General features: G+C 43.1%; 18 protein-coding genes. 16 read left to right on the top strand and 2 right to left on the bottom strand.

Annotated features, from left to right (window positions below; translation table 11 throughout):
• Nucleotides 1-84 precede the first annotated feature (84 nt).
• The 11 genes from QCB45_RS01550 to QCB45_RS01500 all read left to right on the top strand — a co-directional run bounded on the left by QCB45_RS01550 (nt 85) and on the right by QCB45_RS01500 (nt 11,159).
• Nucleotides 85-816, top strand: coding sequence for an isoprenyl transferase (locus QCB45_RS01550; RefSeq protein WP_279418778.1), 732 nt, complete (start codon nt 85-87; stop codon nt 814-816).
• The gene (locus QCB45_RS01545; protein WP_279418777.1) at nt 816-1,631 is read left to right on the top strand and encodes a phosphatidate cytidylyltransferase; all 816 of its coding nucleotides are present in this window, start codon (nt 816-818) and stop codon (nt 1,629-1,631) included. Before QCB45_RS01550 ends, QCB45_RS01545 begins: the two co-directional genes overlap by 1 nt.
• Nucleotides 1,628-3,007, top strand: coding sequence for an RIP metalloprotease RseP (gene rseP, locus QCB45_RS01540; protein ID WP_279418776.1), 1,380 nt, complete (start codon nt 1,628-1,630; stop codon nt 3,005-3,007). Before QCB45_RS01545 ends, rseP begins: the two co-directional genes overlap by 4 nt.
• Complete coding sequence (gene bamA, locus QCB45_RS01535; protein ID WP_279418775.1) at nt 3,000-5,303, top strand: outer membrane protein assembly factor BamA; 2,304 nt, start codon at nt 3,000-3,002, stop codon at nt 5,301-5,303. Before rseP ends, bamA begins: the two co-directional genes overlap by 8 nt.
• 52 nt (nt 5,304-5,355) lie before the next feature.
• Nucleotides 5,356-5,892 (top strand): OmpH family outer membrane protein, encoded by a 537-nt coding sequence (locus QCB45_RS01530; RefSeq protein ID WP_279418774.1) that lies wholly within the window; start codon nt 5,356-5,358, stop codon nt 5,890-5,892.
• Nucleotides 5,893-5,912: 20 nt separating this feature from the next.
• Nucleotides 5,913-6,956 (top strand): UDP-3-O-(3-hydroxymyristoyl)glucosamine N-acyltransferase, encoded by a 1,044-nt coding sequence (gene lpxD / locus QCB45_RS01525; RefSeq protein WP_279418773.1) that lies wholly within the window; start codon nt 5,913-5,915, stop codon nt 6,954-6,956.
• 42 nt (nt 6,957-6,998) lie between these two features.
• A complete protein-coding gene (gene fabZ / locus QCB45_RS01520; RefSeq protein ID WP_279418772.1) occupies nt 6,999-7,436 on the top strand; it encodes a 3-hydroxyacyl-ACP dehydratase FabZ in 438 nt (145 codons plus the stop codon).
• A gap of 3 nt (nt 7,437-7,439) precedes the next feature.
• Nucleotides 7,440-8,210, top strand: a complete 771-nt coding sequence (gene lpxA, locus QCB45_RS01515) for an acyl-ACP--UDP-N-acetylglucosamine O-acyltransferase (RefSeq protein WP_279418771.1) — start codon at nt 7,440-7,442, stop codon at nt 8,208-8,210.
• A complete protein-coding gene (gene lpxB, locus QCB45_RS01510; RefSeq protein ID WP_279418770.1) occupies nt 8,194-9,387 on the top strand; it encodes a lipid-A-disaccharide synthase in 1,194 nt (397 codons plus the stop codon). Before lpxA ends, lpxB begins: the two co-directional genes overlap by 17 nt.
• Nucleotides 9,369-10,016: a ribonuclease HII gene (gene rnhB, locus QCB45_RS01505; protein WP_279418769.1), complete on the top strand. Its 648-nt coding sequence runs from the start codon at nt 9,369-9,371 to the stop codon at nt 10,014-10,016. The genes lpxB and rnhB overlap by 19 nt, the downstream gene beginning before the upstream one ends.
• Nucleotides 10,017-10,178: 162 nt before the next feature.
• Nucleotides 10,179-11,159: a chemotaxis protein gene (locus tag QCB45_RS01500; RefSeq protein WP_279418768.1), complete on the top strand. Its 981-nt coding sequence runs from the start codon at nt 10,179-10,181 to the stop codon at nt 11,157-11,159.
• A 110-nt stretch (nt 11,160-11,269) separates the two neighbouring features.
• On the opposite strand, the gene ykgO is transcribed toward QCB45_RS01500, so the two are convergent.
• Nucleotides 11,270-11,395: a type B 50S ribosomal protein L36 gene (ykgO, locus tag QCB45_RS01495; protein ID WP_084205718.1), complete on the bottom strand. Its 126-nt coding sequence runs from the start codon at nt 11,393-11,395 to the stop codon at nt 11,270-11,272.
• A gap of 327 nt (nt 11,396-11,722) precedes the next feature.
• Here ykgO and QCB45_RS01490 point away from each other — a divergent pair, with 327 nt between their 5' ends.
• From QCB45_RS01490 to QCB45_RS01475, 4 genes are all read left to right on the top strand, one after another.
• Nucleotides 11,723-13,654, top strand: a complete 1,932-nt coding sequence (locus tag QCB45_RS01490) for an ATP-dependent DNA helicase (protein ID WP_279418767.1) — start codon at nt 11,723-11,725, stop codon at nt 13,652-13,654.
• A 102-nt stretch (nt 13,655-13,756) separates the two neighbouring features.
• Nucleotides 13,757-14,476, top strand: a complete 720-nt coding sequence (gene tsaB, locus QCB45_RS01485; RefSeq protein WP_279418766.1) for a tRNA (adenosine(37)-N6)-threonylcarbamoyltransferase complex dimerization subunit type 1 TsaB — start codon at nt 13,757-13,759, stop codon at nt 14,474-14,476.
• Between the two features lie 156 nt (nt 14,477-14,632).
• On the top strand, nt 14,633-15,085 hold the full coding sequence (locus tag QCB45_RS01480; RefSeq protein WP_279418765.1) for a universal stress protein: 453 nt from the start codon (nt 14,633-14,635) through the stop codon (nt 15,083-15,085).
• A 31-nt stretch (nt 15,086-15,116) separates the two neighbouring features.
• The gene (locus QCB45_RS01475) at nt 15,117-15,974 is read left to right on the top strand and encodes a hypothetical protein (RefSeq protein WP_279418764.1); all 858 of its coding nucleotides are present in this window, start codon (nt 15,117-15,119) and stop codon (nt 15,972-15,974) included.
• 60 nt (nt 15,975-16,034) lie between these two features.
• On the opposite strand, the gene QCB45_RS01470 is transcribed toward QCB45_RS01475, so the two are convergent.
• On the bottom strand, nt 16,035-16,322 hold the full coding sequence (locus tag QCB45_RS01470) for a hypothetical protein (RefSeq protein ID WP_279418763.1): 288 nt from the start codon (nt 16,320-16,322) through the stop codon (nt 16,035-16,037).
• 141 nt (nt 16,323-16,463) lie between these two features.
• Here QCB45_RS01470 and ycaO point away from each other — a divergent pair, with 141 nt between their 5' ends.
• On the top strand, nt 16,464-18,182 hold the full coding sequence (ycaO, locus tag QCB45_RS01465) for a 30S ribosomal protein S12 methylthiotransferase accessory factor YcaO (RefSeq protein WP_279418762.1): 1,719 nt from the start codon (nt 16,464-16,466) through the stop codon (nt 18,180-18,182).
• Nucleotides 18,183-18,192: the final 10 nt, after the last annotated feature.

Raw genomic sequence — 18,192 nt, 5'->3', positions numbered from 1 at the left:
GTTTTTTCATAAAACGGCCTTTAAATAATAGAGTGTCTCTATTATTGTTGGCCGTTTTTTATATCTCTTTTCCTGGGGTTTGTTTTGCTTAAAGAACAAAATCAACATGTTAATGTTCCGAAACACATTGCCATCATCATGGATGGTAACGGGCGTTGGGCAAAAAAACGCTTATTGCCACGCTTTGTTGGCCACCAGAAAGGGTTGAATGCTGTTAAACGTGTGGTTTCGCACTGCTCCGAACTCGGCGTGGAAGCACTTACCCTGTTTGCGTTTAGTACTGAAAATTGGCGCAGACCGGAAGAAGAGGTGAACAAGCTAATGGGGCTTTTCCTCAAAGCCTTGCAAAAAGAAGTCCGTAAACTTGATGAAAACAACGTCCGGTTACAAATCATTGGCGAACGATCTGCTTTCAATCAGGATATTCAGACAAACATCGAAATGGCTGAAAAGCAGACCGAAAACAACACGGGACTGATATTGAATATCGCTGCCAATTACGGCGGACGCTGGGATATGGTCGAAGCGGTTAAAAAATGGCATGCAGCCAACCCGGATTCACCAATCGAGACTCTGACTGAGGACGACGTAGCTCAATATGTTTGCTTGGCAGGTCTGCCTGAACCCGATCTATTGATTCGTACAGGTGGCGAACAGCGCATAAGTAACTTCCTTATTTGGCAGATGGCCTATACAGAATTCTTTTTCACCAACACACTCTGGCCCGATTTCAAAGAGTCTTCCATAGACGAAGCAATCGAGTCTTTTAATAATCGTGAACGTCGTTTCGGAAAAACCGGCGACCAGGTGAAATAATGTTAAAGCAACGCGTCATTACTGCTCTCATACTTACTGTCTTGGCCATCACGGCTTTATTCAAATCTTCAGACACCGTTTGGCAAGTTTTGATTCTTTCAATCTCATTCATTGCTGCCTGGGAGTGGGCAGGGCTTGGACGTATTGCTTCTGTTCTTCATAAAGTCTTATTTTCGTTATCCACGACTGCATTGGCCTACTTAGGATTAATTTTTCTTCCTTCATCGTCGATTGCAGGACTGGCTGTTATTGAGACTCTGATCCTATTTTTGGTGGTTGGACGCTATCAACGTACAAAAGGAAAAGATGGCGTCAATTCGAGCCTATTGATTTTGGCCCTGGGTTGGCTTTGTATTGTCCTATTTACGATTGTTACGATTCGTTTTCGCGAACAATTTTCGGCCGAAATCCTATTGATGAGCATGTTTATAGTATGGTCCATGGATACGGGCGCCTATTTCACAGGCCGCCGCTTTGGTAAGACTAAATTGGCACAGTATGTCAGTCCCGGCAAAACCTGGGAAGGTGTATGGGGTGGAGTTGTGCTGGCTTTTATCATTAGCTTGATTGGCCTTTATTGGATTCAACCGACGCTCTCATTGCCTGTGTCGCTATTTGCTGCAATCACTGCAGTTATCGCCTTGATTTCGGTAATGGGAGATTTATTCGAAAGCGTGCTAAAAAGACAGATGGGTGTAAAGGACAGTGGCTCAATCCTTCCCGGTCACGGTGGGATTTTGGATAGGATTGACAGTCTTCTGATTGCTTTACCTCTGTTTTACCTACTTTGGTTTTTAGGGAGTGTTTCTGCGTGACGTTTCTGTGGTCGGTTTTGGGTTTTATCCTCGTAATCGGTATTTTGGTCACGATCCACGAATGGGGGCACTACCAGGTCGCTCGCTGGTTCAATATCAAGGTATTGAAATTCTCCATCGGTTTCGGCAAAACTATCTGGAGTAAGCAAAACGGAGAAACCGAATTCCAGATTGCTGCAATCCCGTTAGGCGGCTACGTCAAATTCGTTGATGAAGCAGAGGGTCCAGTAGCTCCGCAGGACTTAGACAGGGCATTCAATCGACAGAGTGTCTATAAACGTTTCGCAGTTGTCGCAGCCGGTCCTTTAGTCAATCTTATCTTTGCATGGTTGGTGTTTTCAGTCATCTACATGATTGGAATTACCGGTTTGAAGCCAATTTTTGAACATCCGACCGAATCCACCGCGCTTTATGAAGCGATGCCTAAAACCGAACAGGCCTGGTTGGTTTTGGAAATTGATGAAAAGCCTGTTACTACTTGGCGCTCTGTACATGAATCACTTTTGAAGGCACTGGTCGATAGTCAACAAACCATTTCACTCAAAGTGGAAGGGCTCAACCAAAGTCACGAAACGCTATTACTTAAGAATGTTTCACTTAAAGACTTGGATTTGAATAATCAGAAGCAGAATTGGCTTAAGGCATTGGGATTCAACCCCGTTGCCATTTCCGTCCCCGCTGTCGTGGGCAGCATCTCTGAGGGAAGTCCTGCCGAATTAGCTGGCCTTCAGGAAGGCGACATTATTCTTTCAATTGATGGCATTCAAATCGATGATTGGAGGGATCTTGTCAAGACGGTGGCGGCTAAACCCAATCAACAAGTTTCATTCGTATTGAAGCGAAATGGTGTTGAACTAATTAAAACCGTTGGCTTATCGCAACGTAAGAATTCTATGGGTGAAACCGTCGGTCAGCTTGGAGTAGGGTTGAAGCAGTCACCCGAGGATATGAAACCCTATCTGTCCACATCGCAATACGGCATTATCGATTCCTTAATTCTTGGGTACGAGAAAAGTCTGGATCTGTTTGATATGAGTCTCGTCATGCTCAAGAAGATGCTTTTTGGTGAAGTTGGAGTGGAAAACCTTTCTGGGCCGGTGAGTATAGCCCAATTTTCCGGCCAGGCATTGCAAACAGGCCTGATCTCATTTTTAGGTTTGCTTGGTCTTTTGAGCTTAAGCTTGGGAATCTTGAATTTATTGCCGATTCCAGTGCTTGATGGCGGCCATTTGCTTTATTATATGATCGAAATGGTTAAAGGCTCTCCCGTAAAAGAATCAACCATGATAATAGGTCAAAAAATAGGCTTGCTTTTGATTATTGGTTTAACAATACTTGCGTTAACAAACGACATTTTAAGAATTACAGATGGTTAATATGAAAAATATGCGTTCTAAATATGGTGTGATGAGTGGTCTTGTTCTTGGATTGATGTTGAATGCAAGTGCAAGTTACGCATTCACTGTCGACAAGATCGAAGTGGAAGGTTCTCAGAGAATTGGTTTTGAGACAATCAACAGTTACCTTCCTATTACTATCGGCCAGGACATCGATGAAAAACTAGTTCAGCAAAGTATTCAGCAACTTTATAAAACCGGCTTTTTCAAAGACGTCTCTTTATACCAGCGCGAACCTGGCATATTGGTCGTCAAAGTCATTGAAAGACCTTCTGTTGCAGAAATTAAGATTGATGGAAACTCCTTAATCGAAACCGATGATTTCATGGAAGCTCTGAACTCATTAGGCATAAAAAAAGGGCGTATTTACAACCAAGTTGAACTAGACCGTGTCGTTGTTGACTTAAAACGCCGTTATCAAAACCAGGGTTATTATGCTGCCGAGGTCAAGTTCATTACTGAGCAGTTGCCGCGTAACCGCGTAAGCTTAAAAATCGAAGTGGAAGAGGGAGAGCCGGCTACAATTGGTGCAATCAACCTAGTCGGAAATGAAACCTATAGTGACGACCGTCTTAAATCATTGCTGCTTTTGTCGGAAAGTCCCGTATTTGGAAGCGCGGACAAATACTCGAAACCAAAGTTGCAAGCAGATATTGAGACGTTGAAATCCTATTATATGGATAGAGGGTTTGCCGAATTTAATATACGATCTTCACAGGTCAGTCTGTCTACGGACAAAACCAAGGTCTTTATCACCATCAACATGACGGAAGGCGTTCAATATACCGTCGACGACATCAGTTACACCGGTGACACCAGAATTTCACAGGAAGAGTTAGGGAAATTACAAAAAACAAAGGTAGGAGACCTTTTCTCACGAAGTGATGTTATTAGCACGATGAACGCCATTCGAGATCGCTTGAGTGAAGAAGGCTATGCCTATGCTGAAGTAAAACCGGATACAGAACTTAATAAAGAAGCCAAAACCGTTTCACTTAAGTTCGATATTACCCCTAAAGATCGTGTATATGTCCGTCGAATCGAAGTCGAAGGGAACACCCGTACTCGTGATTATGTTATTCGTCGAGAAATGCGCCAACTTGAGAGTGCTCCATACTCGCTTGCACAAGTCAGAAGGTCGACTACACGCCTCAATCGTCTTGGGTACTTCACTAAAGTTGATATCGATACCAAACGTGTCTCTGCTGATCAGGTGGATTTGGTTGTAAAAGTAGAAGAACAGTCTACTGGCTCTTTTACCGCCGGTGTTGGTTATTCTCAGATTGATGGTGTTAGTTTTAATGTCGGGGTTTCAGAACGAAACTTCATCGGTAGCGGTAACCAACTTGACTTCAAAGTCAGTACTTCGGCCGCACGTAAATCGGCTGATATTGGTATGACTAATCCCTATTTCACCCCGGATGGTGTCAGCTTCGGTGGCGGGTTCTATCTCAGTGAAATTGATGCTGAACAGCTGGGTGTGTCCGATTACACGACCAATAATTACGGTATACGCTTTACAGTCGGTTATCCGCTAAGCGAATACAGTCGAATAAACTATGGGTTGAAATTTGATGATCAGACTTTGGTCTGTTCGGACAATTTCATCGTATGTAAAGACTATGTGGCCGAGAAGGGGGATAATAGTACTTCAGCTGTTTTAAGTTTGAGCTGGAGTTACGACACTAAAAACTCATATTACTTCCCAAGTAAAGGACAGCGCTTTAGCCTCTCGGGAGAAGTGACCGCACCAATTTCGTCTGATGTTTCGTTTTACAAATTATTCATGGATGAAAAATGGTATTATCCTTTATCAGAAAACCTAACAATGAAGCTAAAATTAGGTCTTGCGTACGGAAATGGTTTAGGGAACTATACAAGTTTGCCGTTTTATGAAAACTTTTATGCTGGTGGAATAAGCTCAGTAAGAGGGTATGAATCGAACTCGTTAGGTGCGCATTACGATCTTGCTGCAGACGGTAGTGATCGTCCTATAGGTGGTGCAGCAAAAGTTGTTTCTACTGTGGCATTGGTTATGCCTATGCCATTTATCGACGACTCAAGCAATATGCGTCTAAGCCTATTCTATGATGCAGGTAATGTGTTCACTGATATTAACGCCATTGAGGTTGCTGAATTACGTTCCTCAGCTGGCGTCGGATTATCTTGGATCACGCCAGTTGGACCTTTATCGTTTAGCATCGCGAACCCAATTAGCTACACCAAGGACGATAAACTACAAGCTTTCCAGTTTAATTTAGGTATTCCTTTATAAATAAGCTTAAAACTACGCTAAAAAGGAACAGATAATAACCAGGATGGGATACATGTTAAAAATTTCAAAACTCTTTCTAGCAACCTTTTTGATGACGGCATCTTTGCTTGCACACGCCGAAAACTCGGTTAAGCTCGGCGTGGTAAATGTCGCACTATTGCTTGAACAAGCACCTCAGGCTAAGGAGGCCAGTGCTAATCTTGAAAAAGAGTTTTCTCCCCAACAGACTGAATTAAAAACGCTCGCAAGTAAATTGGAAAAAAAGCAGAGTGAATATCAGAAAAACAAATCTGTTATGAGTGAAAGTCAGAAGGTGACGAAAGAGCGTGAAATTGGAATGATGACACGTGAAATTCAGCGTCGCCGAAACGACATACAGGAATTGCTCAATCTAAGACGTAATGAAGAGCTTGCTAAACTGCAAACGCTTGTAAACGATGCGATTAAAACAATTGGCAAACAGCAGGGGTTTGATTTGATTCTTTATGAAGGAATCGCATACACCAATAACCGTTTAGATGTAACACAGGATGTATTGAAACATTTGCAAGATGTCAGCAAGAAACAACGAGCTGATTTTAATAAGTAAACGCTATAAGTAGGTGGGAGATGCAACTACAGGCAATTATTCGTTACTTGAATGACGCTGATATTGCAGTTGAAGTTCAAGGTGATTCTGAGATTGAAATTTGTCAAGTCTCAAGTCTTGCAAATGCATGTGAAGGTAATATTAGCTTTCTATCAGACAAAAAACGTATAAACGAACTTGAAACAACTCGTGCTTCTGTCGTAATCGTTCAACGAACTTATGCTGAGAAGTGTAAACATACTTGTTTGATTGTCGACAATCCATACTATGTTTATGCAAAAGTCGCGCAATTATTAAATCCTCAACCTCAATATGCACCAAACATCCATGCCTCTGCATCCGTTGATTCAACTGCAACCATAGGTGATGACGTCAGTATTCAGGCTAATGTGGTTATAGAAGGGGAAGTAATAATTGGTGATTCCACAGTTATTATGGCTGGCGCGTACATAGGTAAAGGTGTACGTATTGGCAAAGGCTGTAGGATTGCACCTAATGTCGTCATCATGGATGAATGCCAAATCGGGTGTGATACGACCATTGAAGCAGGAGCCATCATTGGCGGTGACGGATTCGGTTGGGCGAATCACAATGGAGAATGGATAAAGATCCCTCAAATAGGCCGCGTAATTATTGGCGATCGTGTATCAATCGGTAACAATACTACGATTGACCGTGGCGCAATCGAGGACACTGTCATCGGTGATAACTGCATCATCGATAACCTTGTACAGATCGGACATAATGTACAGATCGGAAAAGGCAGTGCTATTGCAGGACAGGCTGGATTAGCGGGCAGTACTATCATCGGACAATACTGTACCATTGCAGGTCAAGCCGGTTTTGCGGGTCATATCTCCATTACTGATGGCACACATATTATGGCAAAAGCAGGTGTGACACACAGTCTTAACGAACCGGGCGCTTATGCTGGATTTCCAGCCGTCCCGGCAGCTGATTGGCAAAAAAACAGTGTGCGTTCACGCCAGCTGGATAAAATGGCTCAAAAAATTAAATCGCTTGAAAAAGAATTACAATTGCTTAAAGATGAGCAGAAGAATTAACGTTTGATAATTTTGTATTGATAACTTTGGAAATAATAGAACATGATGGAAGTTAAAGAGATTTTTGAATATTTACCGCATCGTTACCCGTTCCTATTGGTCGACAGGGTCACTGATTTTGTACCGGGTGAATCGTTGAAGGCCTATAAAAACGTTACTTTCAATGAGCCACAGTTTACTGGTCACTTTCCTAACAACCCTATCATGCCAGGCGTTATGATCATCGAAGCAATGGCCCAGTGTACCGGCATTCTGGCTTTCAGAAGCCAAGGGGTAAAACCGGATGGGACCTCTATGTATTATCTCGCTGCCGTTGATAATTGCCGTTTCAGGCAGCCTGCCGTACCAGGTGACCGTCTGGATTTCGAAGTAAAAACACTTGGAAATAAACGCGGTATTTGGAAATTCGAATGTGTTACAAAAGTTGAGGGCAAGGTCATTGCTTCAGCGGATTTATTGTGTGCTGAAAGAAAGGTTTAAGCTTTGATTCATACAACTGCGATTATTGACCCATTGGCTAACATTGCCGATGACGTTCAGATAGGACCTTATTGCGTAATAAAGGGAGACGTTACGATTGGTTCCGGCTGCATCTTAGAATCCCATGTCGTAATCGAAGGCCCGACGGTAATCGGTAAAAATAATCATTTTTACCCTTTCGGAAATATCGGAGCGGCTCCGCAAGACAAAAAATATGCTGGTGAAGCAACCACACTAAAGATCGGTGACGACAATACCTTCCGTGAAAACGTCACAGTGAATCGTGGCACGACCCAAGATCGTGGCGAAACAACCATTGGCAATGACAACTGGATTATGGCAGGTGTACACATCGCTCACGACTGTGTGATTGGAAGTCACTGTATCTTCGCCAATGCAACCGCGCTGGCTGGGCACGTCACTGTTAATGACTGGTCTATTTTGGGTGGTTACACTTTAGTACATCAATTCTGCCAAATCGGCGAACACAGTTTTTGTGGAATGGGAAGTGTGATTAACCAAGACATTCCCAATTTTGTTATTGTTTCGGGTAACCTTGCCAAACCACGCGGCATCAACATAGAAGGGCTAAAAAGACGAAATTTTAGTTCGGACCAGATCAACCTGATTAAAAAAGCTTATCGCTCATTGTACCGCACAGGGAATAAACTTTCGTTCGCGATAGAGGAGCTTGAATCAATCAATGATTCGGCAGGTACATTGGACTCTCTGATTAACTTCTTGAAATCATCCAACCGTGGCATTGTCAGATAACATTCAACCGAATTTGGAACAAGTTTCTTTGGAGCATGCACCTGTCATTGCAATGGTGGCAGGTGAAGCTTCTGGTGATACGCTAGGAGCGGACTTGATTGCTAGTTTCAAACACCGTTATCCCAATGCCCGTTTTGTAGGTATCGGCGGGCCCAAAATGATAGCACAGGGCTTTGAGAGTTGGTATCCGATGGAAAAGCTCTCTGTAATGGGTTTTTTCGAAGTCTTAAAACATCTATTTGAACTTCTGAAGATTCGTAAAGAATTGATTAAAAGATTATCCGAGCTTAAACCAGACGTCTTTATTGGGATTGACGCTCCGGATTTCAACTTCAAAATTGAAGCCTCTCTTAAGCAACAAGATGTGACGGCCGTACATTATGTCGGTCCGTCCGTCTGGGCATGGCGAGAAAAACGCTTAGAAAAAATAAAACGCAGTGTTGATGGTGTACTTGTTCTGTTTCCGTTCGAACCCGATTATTACGACCGTTATCAAATCCCTGTTCAATTTGTTGGCCATCCATTAGCACACCGTTACCCGTTAAAGCCGGATAAGTATGCGGCTAGAAAAGCCCTGAACCTACCAGTCGACTCTCAAGTGACAGCATTACTTCCTGGTTCCAGAATGTCTGAAATCGATCGCATGGCAGATGTATACATTCAAGCCGCCAGAAAAATTTCTGAGATCTATCCTCACATGCTGTTCATCGTCCCTTGTGTTCATGAAAAGGCAAAGGAAAGAATTCAGCAGTCAGTAGATACCTATGGCGCGAATTTGAATATCCACTTATTTGACCAAAGTGCCAATCTTGTTTTAGCTGCATGTGATCAAGTTATTGTCACTTCTGGTACAGCCACACTGGAAAGTGCGCTTATGAAGCGCCCAATGGTATTAGCCATTAAGTTACACCCGATTACTCATTGGATTATGAGGCGCCTTGCTACAACAAAATGGGTCGGCCTGCCAAACGTTCTGGCTGGCGAGTCGATCGTTACAGAACTGATACAAGATGATGCAACGCCTGAAAAATTAGCGCTGCATCTTGGACGTTTGGTTATGGACGAATCATTACGAGAAAAGCAGATCAGGGCTTTCGAAAAACAGCATCTCCAGCTTAAACAGAATGCATCTGAAATTGCGGTTGATGCGATCAAAAAATGGGCCGACCTACCTTGAATATGGAGCAAACCAATCTATTCGCAGGCTTAGGTCTTGAGGATGAGTTTTCTAGTGGCTATAAGGTTGGTGTTGACGAAGTTGGCAGGGGACCGCTGATTGGGGATGTTGTAGCTGCGGCAGTGATTCTACCCGACGGTTGCGAACTCGGCTTAATGGATTCAAAAAAACTATCCGAATCAAAGAGGGATCTATTAGCCGTTGAAATCAAAGAGCAGGCAATAGCCTATGCCATCTGCAGCGCTTCTCCCGATGAAATCGACGAGCTGAATATCCTTCATGCCACAATGCTGGCAATGCGAAGAGCCGTTGAAGAGGTTGTAAAACAAGCCGGAGACGTCAGCCTTGTTCTAGTCGACGGCAACCGTTGCCCTCACATTCCATATCCATGTGAAGCAATTGTAAAAGGGGACGACAAAGTCGCCGAAATCAGTGCCGCCTCTATCCTCGCCAAGGTACATCGTGACGAACAGATGCTTGAGTTGGACAAGCTCTATCCGGAATACGGCTTTGCTCAACATAAGGGCTATCCGACATCCAGCCACCTTGCCGCCATTGAACGTTTAGGCATCATCCCCGGTTACAGAAAGTCTTTTAAACCGATTAAAAGAATATTAGACCTTTTATAAGACTGAACAGGCCTGTTCATTAAAGCGCGGGGCCAGCACTGGACTTATTCACTCTGCGATTCCGTATAAATCGGGTTAATATTTTATTTAAACCTTATTTTTATAGGTATAATTACCACCATTGCATTATAAGCCTAACGAATTTATTACCAAGGTCAGACGATGAGCACGACATTAGAACAAGTTGAAAAGACAGCCCAACTAAGCAAGAACAATCAATTGAGCCTGATGATTTTTCAAGTTCAATTTCCACGTGATGGAGTTCAACCACCGTATTACGGCTTGAATGTTTTCAAAGTTCGTGAGGTCTTGGAAGCGCGTGCTTATGAAATTTCCCCCATCCCGGATGCCAATCCTCTGGTAGAAGGGATGATCGAATTACGTGGTGTTTACCTGCCGGTCATCGACCTTCCTAAATGGATGGGATTCGACATGACAGAAGAAGACCGGGATAAGTCTATTATTATAGTTGCAGATTTCAGTCATAACTTTGTTGGTCTGCGTGTCTCCCACATTCATGGAGTCGAAGAAAAGGAATGGACCGACATTAAGCCGGCAGGTAACTATAAAGTTGATGTAAACACCAACCAGGTTGTTAACCATACCTATCTAGAAAACAGTGAAACCCTTTGCTTTATTTTAGATATTGAAAAACTTCTTATTGAAGCAATGCCTTCCATGGCCGAGAAAATTTTCGCATCCGCTGAAGACGTTAAAAACAACAATAATGAATTCAACTTTAGCTCTCAACTTGTCGAAAAAACAATTCTTTTTGCTGAAGACAGCCAGGCGATTCAAAAATATATGGGCATGGTCTTTGACAACCTCAAATTGAAATATAAAAGTTTTGATAATGGCAGGTTATTGCTTGATTACATCCAAAGCCTTCACTCTTTGGATGAGATTGCGATGGTTTTTACAGACTTGGAAATGCCGGTCGCTTCGGGACACACCGTTATCAAGGAACTAAAATTAAATCCTAAAACTCGCCAATTACCGATTATCGTCCATACATCAATGACAAGCGATAACAACCAGAGAGAAGTGTTGGAAATGGGGGCTGATTATTTTATAGGAAAAGTGGATACCGATTTGATTCTCGAAACCATTTCTAAAGTAGACGAGAAGTATTTCAAGAACTGATAGGTTGTTTTCCGGTACTGATATTAATTGCGATCATTACCGATAAATTTCAGACAATAAAAAAGGCGCATGATCAGTGCGCCTTTTTTCATACCCTGTTAAAGTCGTGCTTAACGCTGACGAGCTTTGAACTTAGGGTTAGTCTTATTGATTACGTACACTTTACCGCGACGCTTAACAACCTGGCAGTCTTTATGACGCGTTTTTGCTGATTTCAATGATGATAAAATTTTCATTTTTGTAGTTCCATAATTATGGTCGAATATTCAAAACCGATTTCGGTTTTAGCTCAAATTTGAAGCTGCGGATTTTAACGCCTTATAGACATTTTGTCTAGTACCATCCATTCAAAACAACCAAAAAAACGGCAATTCGAAACAAATTAATGGTAGCACCCACTTTATAGGGTGAATTTTACATCATTTTATCCCGTCACAAAGGCTGGTCATCAGGCTTTACGATAAAACTGGGAACGTAGCCTTGGTAGAGAAATCCAATTTCAACGGATTGTTTCAGTATAATAATCTCCCTTTATTACTATAAGTTTGAGCCGCATCGTCGTAATGGGTGAAAAAGCAAAATCAAAACAGGTATTGACTATAGAACAAGTCATGGGAGAAGAGGGCACGCTTTCGGAACTTGTTGACGGTTATACACCAAGGCAATCCCAGCTAGACATGGCACATGAAGTAGCGGATTTGATCGAGGATCAATCTACTTTATTGGCGGAGGCAGGAACAGGGACAGGTAAGACATTTGCCTACCTGGTACCAGCGTTGTTATCCGGAAAGAAAGTCATAATTTCAACGGCCACCAAAACTCTGCAGGAACAGCTAATTCAAAAAGACTTACCGATCCTTTTAAAAGCATGTCAATCCAAAGGTAAGGCGAGGCTCCTAAAAGGGCGCGACAACTATTTGTGCCCTCAGCGTCTTGAAATCACCGAAACAACGGAACATCATTCAAAGGAAGACTGGAAAAAACTCTCGTTGATAAGGGATTGGTCTGAAAAAACCAAACTTGGCGATCGCGCTGAATTAGCCAGCGTTTCAGAAAATGATCCTATCTGGCGTAAAGTTACAGCAAGGCTTGAATTCTGCCAAGCGGCCGAGTGTCTATCCGAATCCGGCTGTTTTTATCCTAAAGTCAAGGAGTTGGCGACCGAAGCTCAAATTCTTGTCGTCAATCACCATTTATTCTGCGCGGATCTTTCCTTGCGTGAACAGGGATTTGGAGAATTGTTACCGGACGCGGATGTCTATGTTTTTGATGAAGCCCACCAACTCCCAGATATCGCAGCGCAATTCTTGGGTTTTTCCATCAGCCGAGGGCAGCTTGAAGAATTAGCAAGGGATGTACGACATGCGCAAAAAATGGAGTCGCCTGACAGTAAGGAAATTTCTGACCTGGCGATTAAACTGGAAGAACAGGTCAAACAAGTCAATGATTCACTCGGTAAATGGGAGAAGCGCTGGACTTGGAAACAGCTTGAACAGGAAAACATCTTTCAGACGACAATCAAGGCGCTTAAAAATCAACTGGGTTTCCTTTCAGATAGCCTTAAAGCCGTTTCCGAGCGAGGCAAACAATTAACCGCTGTCTACAAGCGCTCTAAAGACTTCGAAATCCAGCTTGGCGAGTGGACGAACCCTCAAGCGGAAAACAAAATACGCTGGATCGAATCATCTCAAGCGCGTTTCAAATTGAACTTAACACCATTAAGCGTTGCTGCCGCTTTCAGTCGTCAAAGGGAACAGATCGGCGGTGCTTGGCTGTTCACTTCCGCCACACTAAGTGTTCGCAACCAATTCGACTATTTTGCCAACCGCCTAGGATTGTCCGATGCAAAAACCGTTCAGTGGCCGAGTCCCTTCGACTATGTCAAACAGGGCGTTATTTATCATCCCATCGGTTTACCGGAACCTAAAGACCAGAACTATATAAAAATATGCCTTAGGGCAGCCTGGCCTCTACTGAAAGCGAGTAAAGGACGGGCTTTCATGCTTTTTACAAGCCACCGTGCCATGCAGGAAGCACATGCCATCCTCAAGCAACACTGGGATGGGAAGCTACTGGTGCAGGGAGAATTACCCAAATTGACTCTTCTGAACCAGTTCAAAACCCTTGATAGTGTCATACTATTAGGCACAAGCAGTTTTTGGGAAGGGGTGGACGTAAAAGGTGAGGCGTTGAAACTGGTCATGATCGACCGTATTCCGTTCGCACCGCCTGATGATCCAATCGTACAGGCTCGGGAAGCTTATTTAAAAGAGAAAGGGCTTAACGGTTTCGTGCATTTCCAACTGCCGGAAGCGGTTATTGCAATGAAGCAAGGAGCAGGCAGGCTGATCCGGGATATTGAAGACACCGGAGTATTAATGCTATGCGATCCACGATTGAGTAGCAAAAGCTATGGAACGGTTATTCGTGAAAGCCTTCCAAACTTCCCATGGGTATATGAACCGCAAACGGCAATAGAGAAACTGTCTGAGTGATAAAGAGCGATAGAGACGCTCTTAAGAATTTGAAATTTGAGTGAAAAAGGCATATAAAACGTTCACCGTTATTGGATGTGCAAACAGGAACCTTCAAACCTTATGAATACCATTTTATCGATAGAAACTTCAACGGCTGCATGCTCGGTTGCCCTATTGCATCAAGGCGAAATCACCGAAATTTTTGAGATGCTACCTCAAAAGCACGCTCAAAGAGTGCTTGAAATGGTAGATGAAATATTATCCCAAACCAAAGTAACGCCTGCCCAAATCGATTATCTGGCCTTTGGAGAAGGGCCGGGCGCATTCACAGGTATCCGTATTGCAGCTGGTGTGGTTCAAGGATTGGCGTTAGGATGGGACAAACCGGTAATAGGCGTCTCCTCACTAGAAGCAATGGCTCATTCGGGTATTGCTAAACAAACTTCAGGCATGCCAGAAGAATCGATTCAGTGGATCGCGCTCATGGATGCCAGAATGCAGGAAATCTATTTACAAAGAGGTGAATATGACCCGAATAATGGTATTTGGCAATCACAGTCTCCGGTTATGCTTAATGAATCAGGTATCGTTGAACAGCTAAAGAGGATTCCCGATTTTAAGAACTCGGCAGCTTATGGCGATATACTAGATAGCTATCCGGATATAACAGCCTTATTCGATACGTGGAACGAAACGCTACCTACAGCCTCTTCAGTAGCTCGATTAGCAGACTTGAAACCGGATACGGCCAAACTGATCTCGGAAGAGGTTCCTTTACCGGTGTATCTGAGGAACAATGTCGCCGAGACCATAGAGCAGCGTCGAGCAAAGGCTAACTGAAAAGGGTAAAAAACTTAGCACTGCTTACTAAATAAGCAGGTTAAGAGAAGTTTAAGAGATTATTGGTTTTTTTTGATTTGACCATTGCTTACGCACAAATTTATCCACAGTAATTGTGTATAAAACCTCTGTCCAAATAGTGAATAGGAGCAACAAATGCATAACTATCAAACCATTCTAGTGGCGGTTGATTTCTCTAAACATAGCGATGTTGCTCTTTCTAGGGCAATTCAGCTGTCTCAACTCTATAATGCTTCTATTCGCGTGATCCACGTAGTGGAAATTCCGACCTATCCGGTACTTGAAGATGTCGCAGTAACAGGCTTGCCAGGTGTATGGGATGTTGAGCTTACACAAACTCTGATGGAAAACGCCAATAAAAAAATGAGCGCTTTAATGGAGTTGTGCGGCCTTTCACAGAATCACGCTTCGGTCATCAACGGTATTGCCAGCGATACGATCGTCTCAACAGCGGAAGAAATCGATGCCGATATTATTGTCATGGGCAAATACGGCTTATCCGGCTGGAAAAGACTTCTCGGTTCAACAACGGATAGTGTCATGCATAGATCGCCATGCGATGTTCTCGCCGTTAAGATTGATGAATAAGTGCCCGGCATAAGAACGATAAGGAGAAAGAATGTTAGGTCAGTTCAATAAAAAAATATGGGGTTTAAGTAGGGCAGTGGCAGTTATGTTATTCATGCTGTCGGCCGGCATCGCCTATGCCGGACAGTACGCCATCGGAGAAACTGTTTTTGTAGCGTTCCCACAAGCAAATATCAAAGATGACGCTTTCATCATAGGAAAGGTGACAAAACAACTTAAAAGCGGTGACTACCAGATTTCGGTACTGGATTATGTGGAGGGACATGATTACGGCTCTTCATGTGTGCCCATCAGCAAAACAGAAGACCAAGGCTTAGGTCAAGGCTGGGAGATCTGGCAGGACACAACCAAGTTGGACACAAAGCAACTTGAATATGTCGTACCCAAAAAAAACATCATGAAGCTGGACAGTGGAAAACTTTATTTTGTAGAACGTAATAACCTCTACATCGTTTTCGGACGCTGGCGCTCCGACGCTCCGATGTTAACTTTAGAGAGACTAAATAATGCCCAACGTGAAGCGAAAAGTGCCGGCCTATCTGATATGATTCCTGCTTTCGAGCTAAGTAAATTGCATAGACAGAGCTTTTACGGTGAATATGGCAGACCCCTGATGGCGTTTGAAACCATTGCACCGCTCAACAAAGCACTCAATTGGATTCTAAAACAGTTTAATGAAGACAAAACACTTGAAGCAATGTGGCGCGCCAAGCAAAGGGACTGGAAGAAAATTGAACAATCTACCCGCGACTACTTCTTAATCGAAGCCATTGATAAAGTCATTAATGATGCCAAAGATCAATTATACGAGGATGGCGTTGAAGAAGCCGACCCTAAAGATTTAAACTCTTTGAAAGCCAAATTGGATAAATTAAAACGGGATGAATAAGAAAAAAGAACAGGGAGTCAAATTTTGATTTGACTCCCCCTTGTTCTCAATAAGAATGCATTATTTTTCGTAGTGATAATATTTCTGGTTCAAGTAATCTGCGAGTTCTTCAACTTCTTCATCCCAAAAACCGGTATTTAAGTTAACGTTACAGAAATTTACCGCTTTAACAAGTTGAGGATAATCTTTGGTTTTTTGCGGATCGAATGGTTTAGCCTCATGACATTTCATGCATTGTCCTTTATCCAACAATACCTTACCGGGATGTGGCTCTGCCAACAGCCCGCTTGAAAAAAACATTAGACTGCTACTGAGAGTGATAGCGATTGGTGTACTTTGATTTTTCATTTTAGCCCCCTTAATGAAATCAAACACAAGTTTTATTCTACTTAATATTAACCAAAACTACTTACTAAAATTATTTTATAAAAGCATAATAAAAAAACGATTGGCACTTGCCTATACAAAACAACCAAGGAATCCGGTTCAATGAGTGAATTAACGTTTATCAAAGGCAAAGACGCCTGTTTGGAAACCTCGATCGAAAAGATGCAAAACATCCTTAAGCAAGCTGGCTTTGAAATTGTAGAGGCCTCCTGGCTTAATCCGGTTTCCAACGTCTATTCGGTCCATATTTATGACCAGAACTGTCCAGGCTTGTTCACTAATGGTAAGGGGACCAGTCGGAAAGCAACATTGGCTAGTGCGTTGGGTGAATTCATTGAACGCCTATCCACTAACTATTTCTTTTCAGATTATTGGCTTGAGAAGGTGCCATCCGAACACGCTGCAAACTGGCTTTATTATCCTGACGAGAAAAGCTTCGACCTCGTTGACCACAAAAAATGCTTGACCCCTGAACTATGGAACTTTTACGACGCAACCCAAGAATACCAAGCCGAGGATCTGCTGAGCTTCAATGACAGCGGTGACACAATTAGAGCCATACCACTAAAGCAAGTCAGCACCGGCAATGATGTTTATTTTCCTATGAATATTTTGAGTAATATTTATGCAAGTAATGGGCTGTCTGCAGGTAACACACATTTAGAAGCACAGGTACAAGGCCTATCCGAGGTATTTGAGCGCTGGGTAAAAAATAAGATCATGCGGGAAAACCTGTGTTTACCTGAAATTCCCGAAACCATCGTCCAGCAGTTCCATACTGTCGTTCAAGCACGTGAGGCACTGCAAAAAGAGGGGATCGAGGTATCCATGCGTGACGCATCATTGGGTGGACACTTTCCTGTAATCAATGTCACTTTGTTCGAACAAAAAACCGGTCGCTGCTTTGCTTCATTTGGTGCACACCCAATCTTCGAGGTTGCCCTAGAAAGAACTTTAACTGAATCCCTGCAGGGCAGGCAGCTTGGGAACTTGGATGGTTTCCAAGTCCCGGTGTTTGATGAAGAAGCCGTTGCCGAAGACGAGAATATCGAAAACCATTTCATAGACTCAAGCGGTCTGATTCATGCCCGTTTTATCACTAATGATGCAGATTATGAGTTCCACGCTTGGGATTTTTCCGGTTCGACTGAACAACAGTGGCAACAATTGGTGGAAATGGTCCATCAACAAGGTTCCGATGTTTACGTTGCACAATACGAACATTATGATTTCCCATCCTGCAGAATTATTGTACCGGGAATGTCCGAAATCTACCCTTGTACCGAATTGGTTGAAAGCAACCAGAATGTGGGCCTGACTTTGCGTGAACTACTGTTGTCTATTGACGAAGGTTCCGACTTCGAATCCTTGGTCGACGAACTGGATTCTTTGGGCTTAAGTGAACACCAGGGGATCGCTTCTCTGATCGGGTTGATGCCGGATCCAGGTAGTTTCTGGGCTCAGTTGAAAGTCAGTGATTTACGTTTCTGGCTGGCATTAGCCGCCGGAAATCATGAAGCCGCTCTGGAATCCGTTCAGGAATCGCTCTATTTTATCGAACCTCTAAGCGAATGGGGTGTACGCTACAAAGCCTTTGAATTCTGTCTGGAAATGATTGTTGCTGATCAGCTCGACACAGATTCGGCAGTTTGTCTTTTCGGACAAGCTTTGACCGATAAGGTTTTAAAGAATATCGATGGTAAAGAGTATTTCTATGACGAACCCCTCGGCTTGAATATCTACCGCCAGTCAAACCGTCATCAATCGATGCTGTCTATCTATAATCGTGTACGTCAGGTCAAACAGGAACGATTCGTTTAAGATTAAGAGT

It is taken from the genome of Thiomicrorhabdus sp. ZW0627, from assembly GCF_029767005.1.
Taxonomy (GTDB): domain Bacteria; phylum Pseudomonadota; class Gammaproteobacteria; order Thiomicrospirales; family Thiomicrospiraceae; genus Thiomicrorhabdus.
The sequence above is the reverse complement of the archived record's forward strand: the minus strand, read 5'-3'. Positions and strand labels throughout refer to the sequence as shown.

Bases quoted from the DNA above. Each gene is read 5' to 3' on its own strand.
- QCB45_RS01545 (WP_279418777.1), top strand. From the start codon at position 816: ATGTTAAAGCAACGCGTCATTACTGCTCTCATACTTACTGTCTTGGCC.
- bamA (WP_279418775.1), top strand. From the start codon at position 3,000: ATGGTTAATATGAAAAATATGCGTTCTAAATATGGTGTGATGAGTGGT.
- QCB45_RS01530 (WP_279418774.1), top strand. From the start codon at position 5,356: ATGTTAAAAATTTCAAAACTCTTTCTAGCAACCTTTTTGATGACGGCA.
- lpxD (WP_279418773.1), top strand. From the start codon at position 5,913: ATGCAACTACAGGCAATTATTCGTTACTTGAATGACGCTGATATTGCA.
- fabZ (WP_279418772.1), top strand. From the start codon at position 6,999: ATGATGGAAGTTAAAGAGATTTTTGAATATTTACCGCATCGTTACCCG.
- rnhB (WP_279418769.1), top strand. From the start codon at position 9,369: ATGGGCCGACCTACCTTGAATATGGAGCAAACCAATCTATTCGCAGGC.
- QCB45_RS01500 (WP_279418768.1), top strand. From the start codon at position 10,179: ATGAGCACGACATTAGAACAAGTTGAAAAGACAGCCCAACTAAGCAAG.
- ykgO (WP_084205718.1), bottom strand. From the start codon at position 11,395: ATGAAAATTTTATCATCATTGAAATCAGCAAAAACGCGTCATAAAGAC.
- QCB45_RS01490 (WP_279418767.1), top strand. From the start codon at position 11,723: ATGGGTGAAAAAGCAAAATCAAAACAGGTATTGACTATAGAACAAGTC.
- tsaB (WP_279418766.1), top strand. From the start codon at position 13,757: ATGAATACCATTTTATCGATAGAAACTTCAACGGCTGCATGCTCGGTT.
- QCB45_RS01480 (WP_279418765.1), top strand. From the start codon at position 14,633: ATGCATAACTATCAAACCATTCTAGTGGCGGTTGATTTCTCTAAACAT.
- QCB45_RS01475 (WP_279418764.1), top strand. From the start codon at position 15,117: ATGTTAGGTCAGTTCAATAAAAAAATATGGGGTTTAAGTAGGGCAGTG.
- QCB45_RS01470 (WP_279418763.1), bottom strand. From the start codon at position 16,322: ATGAAAAATCAAAGTACACCAATCGCTATCACTCTCAGTAGCAGTCTA.
- ycaO (WP_279418762.1), top strand. From the start codon at position 16,464: ATGAGTGAATTAACGTTTATCAAAGGCAAAGACGCCTGTTTGGAAACC.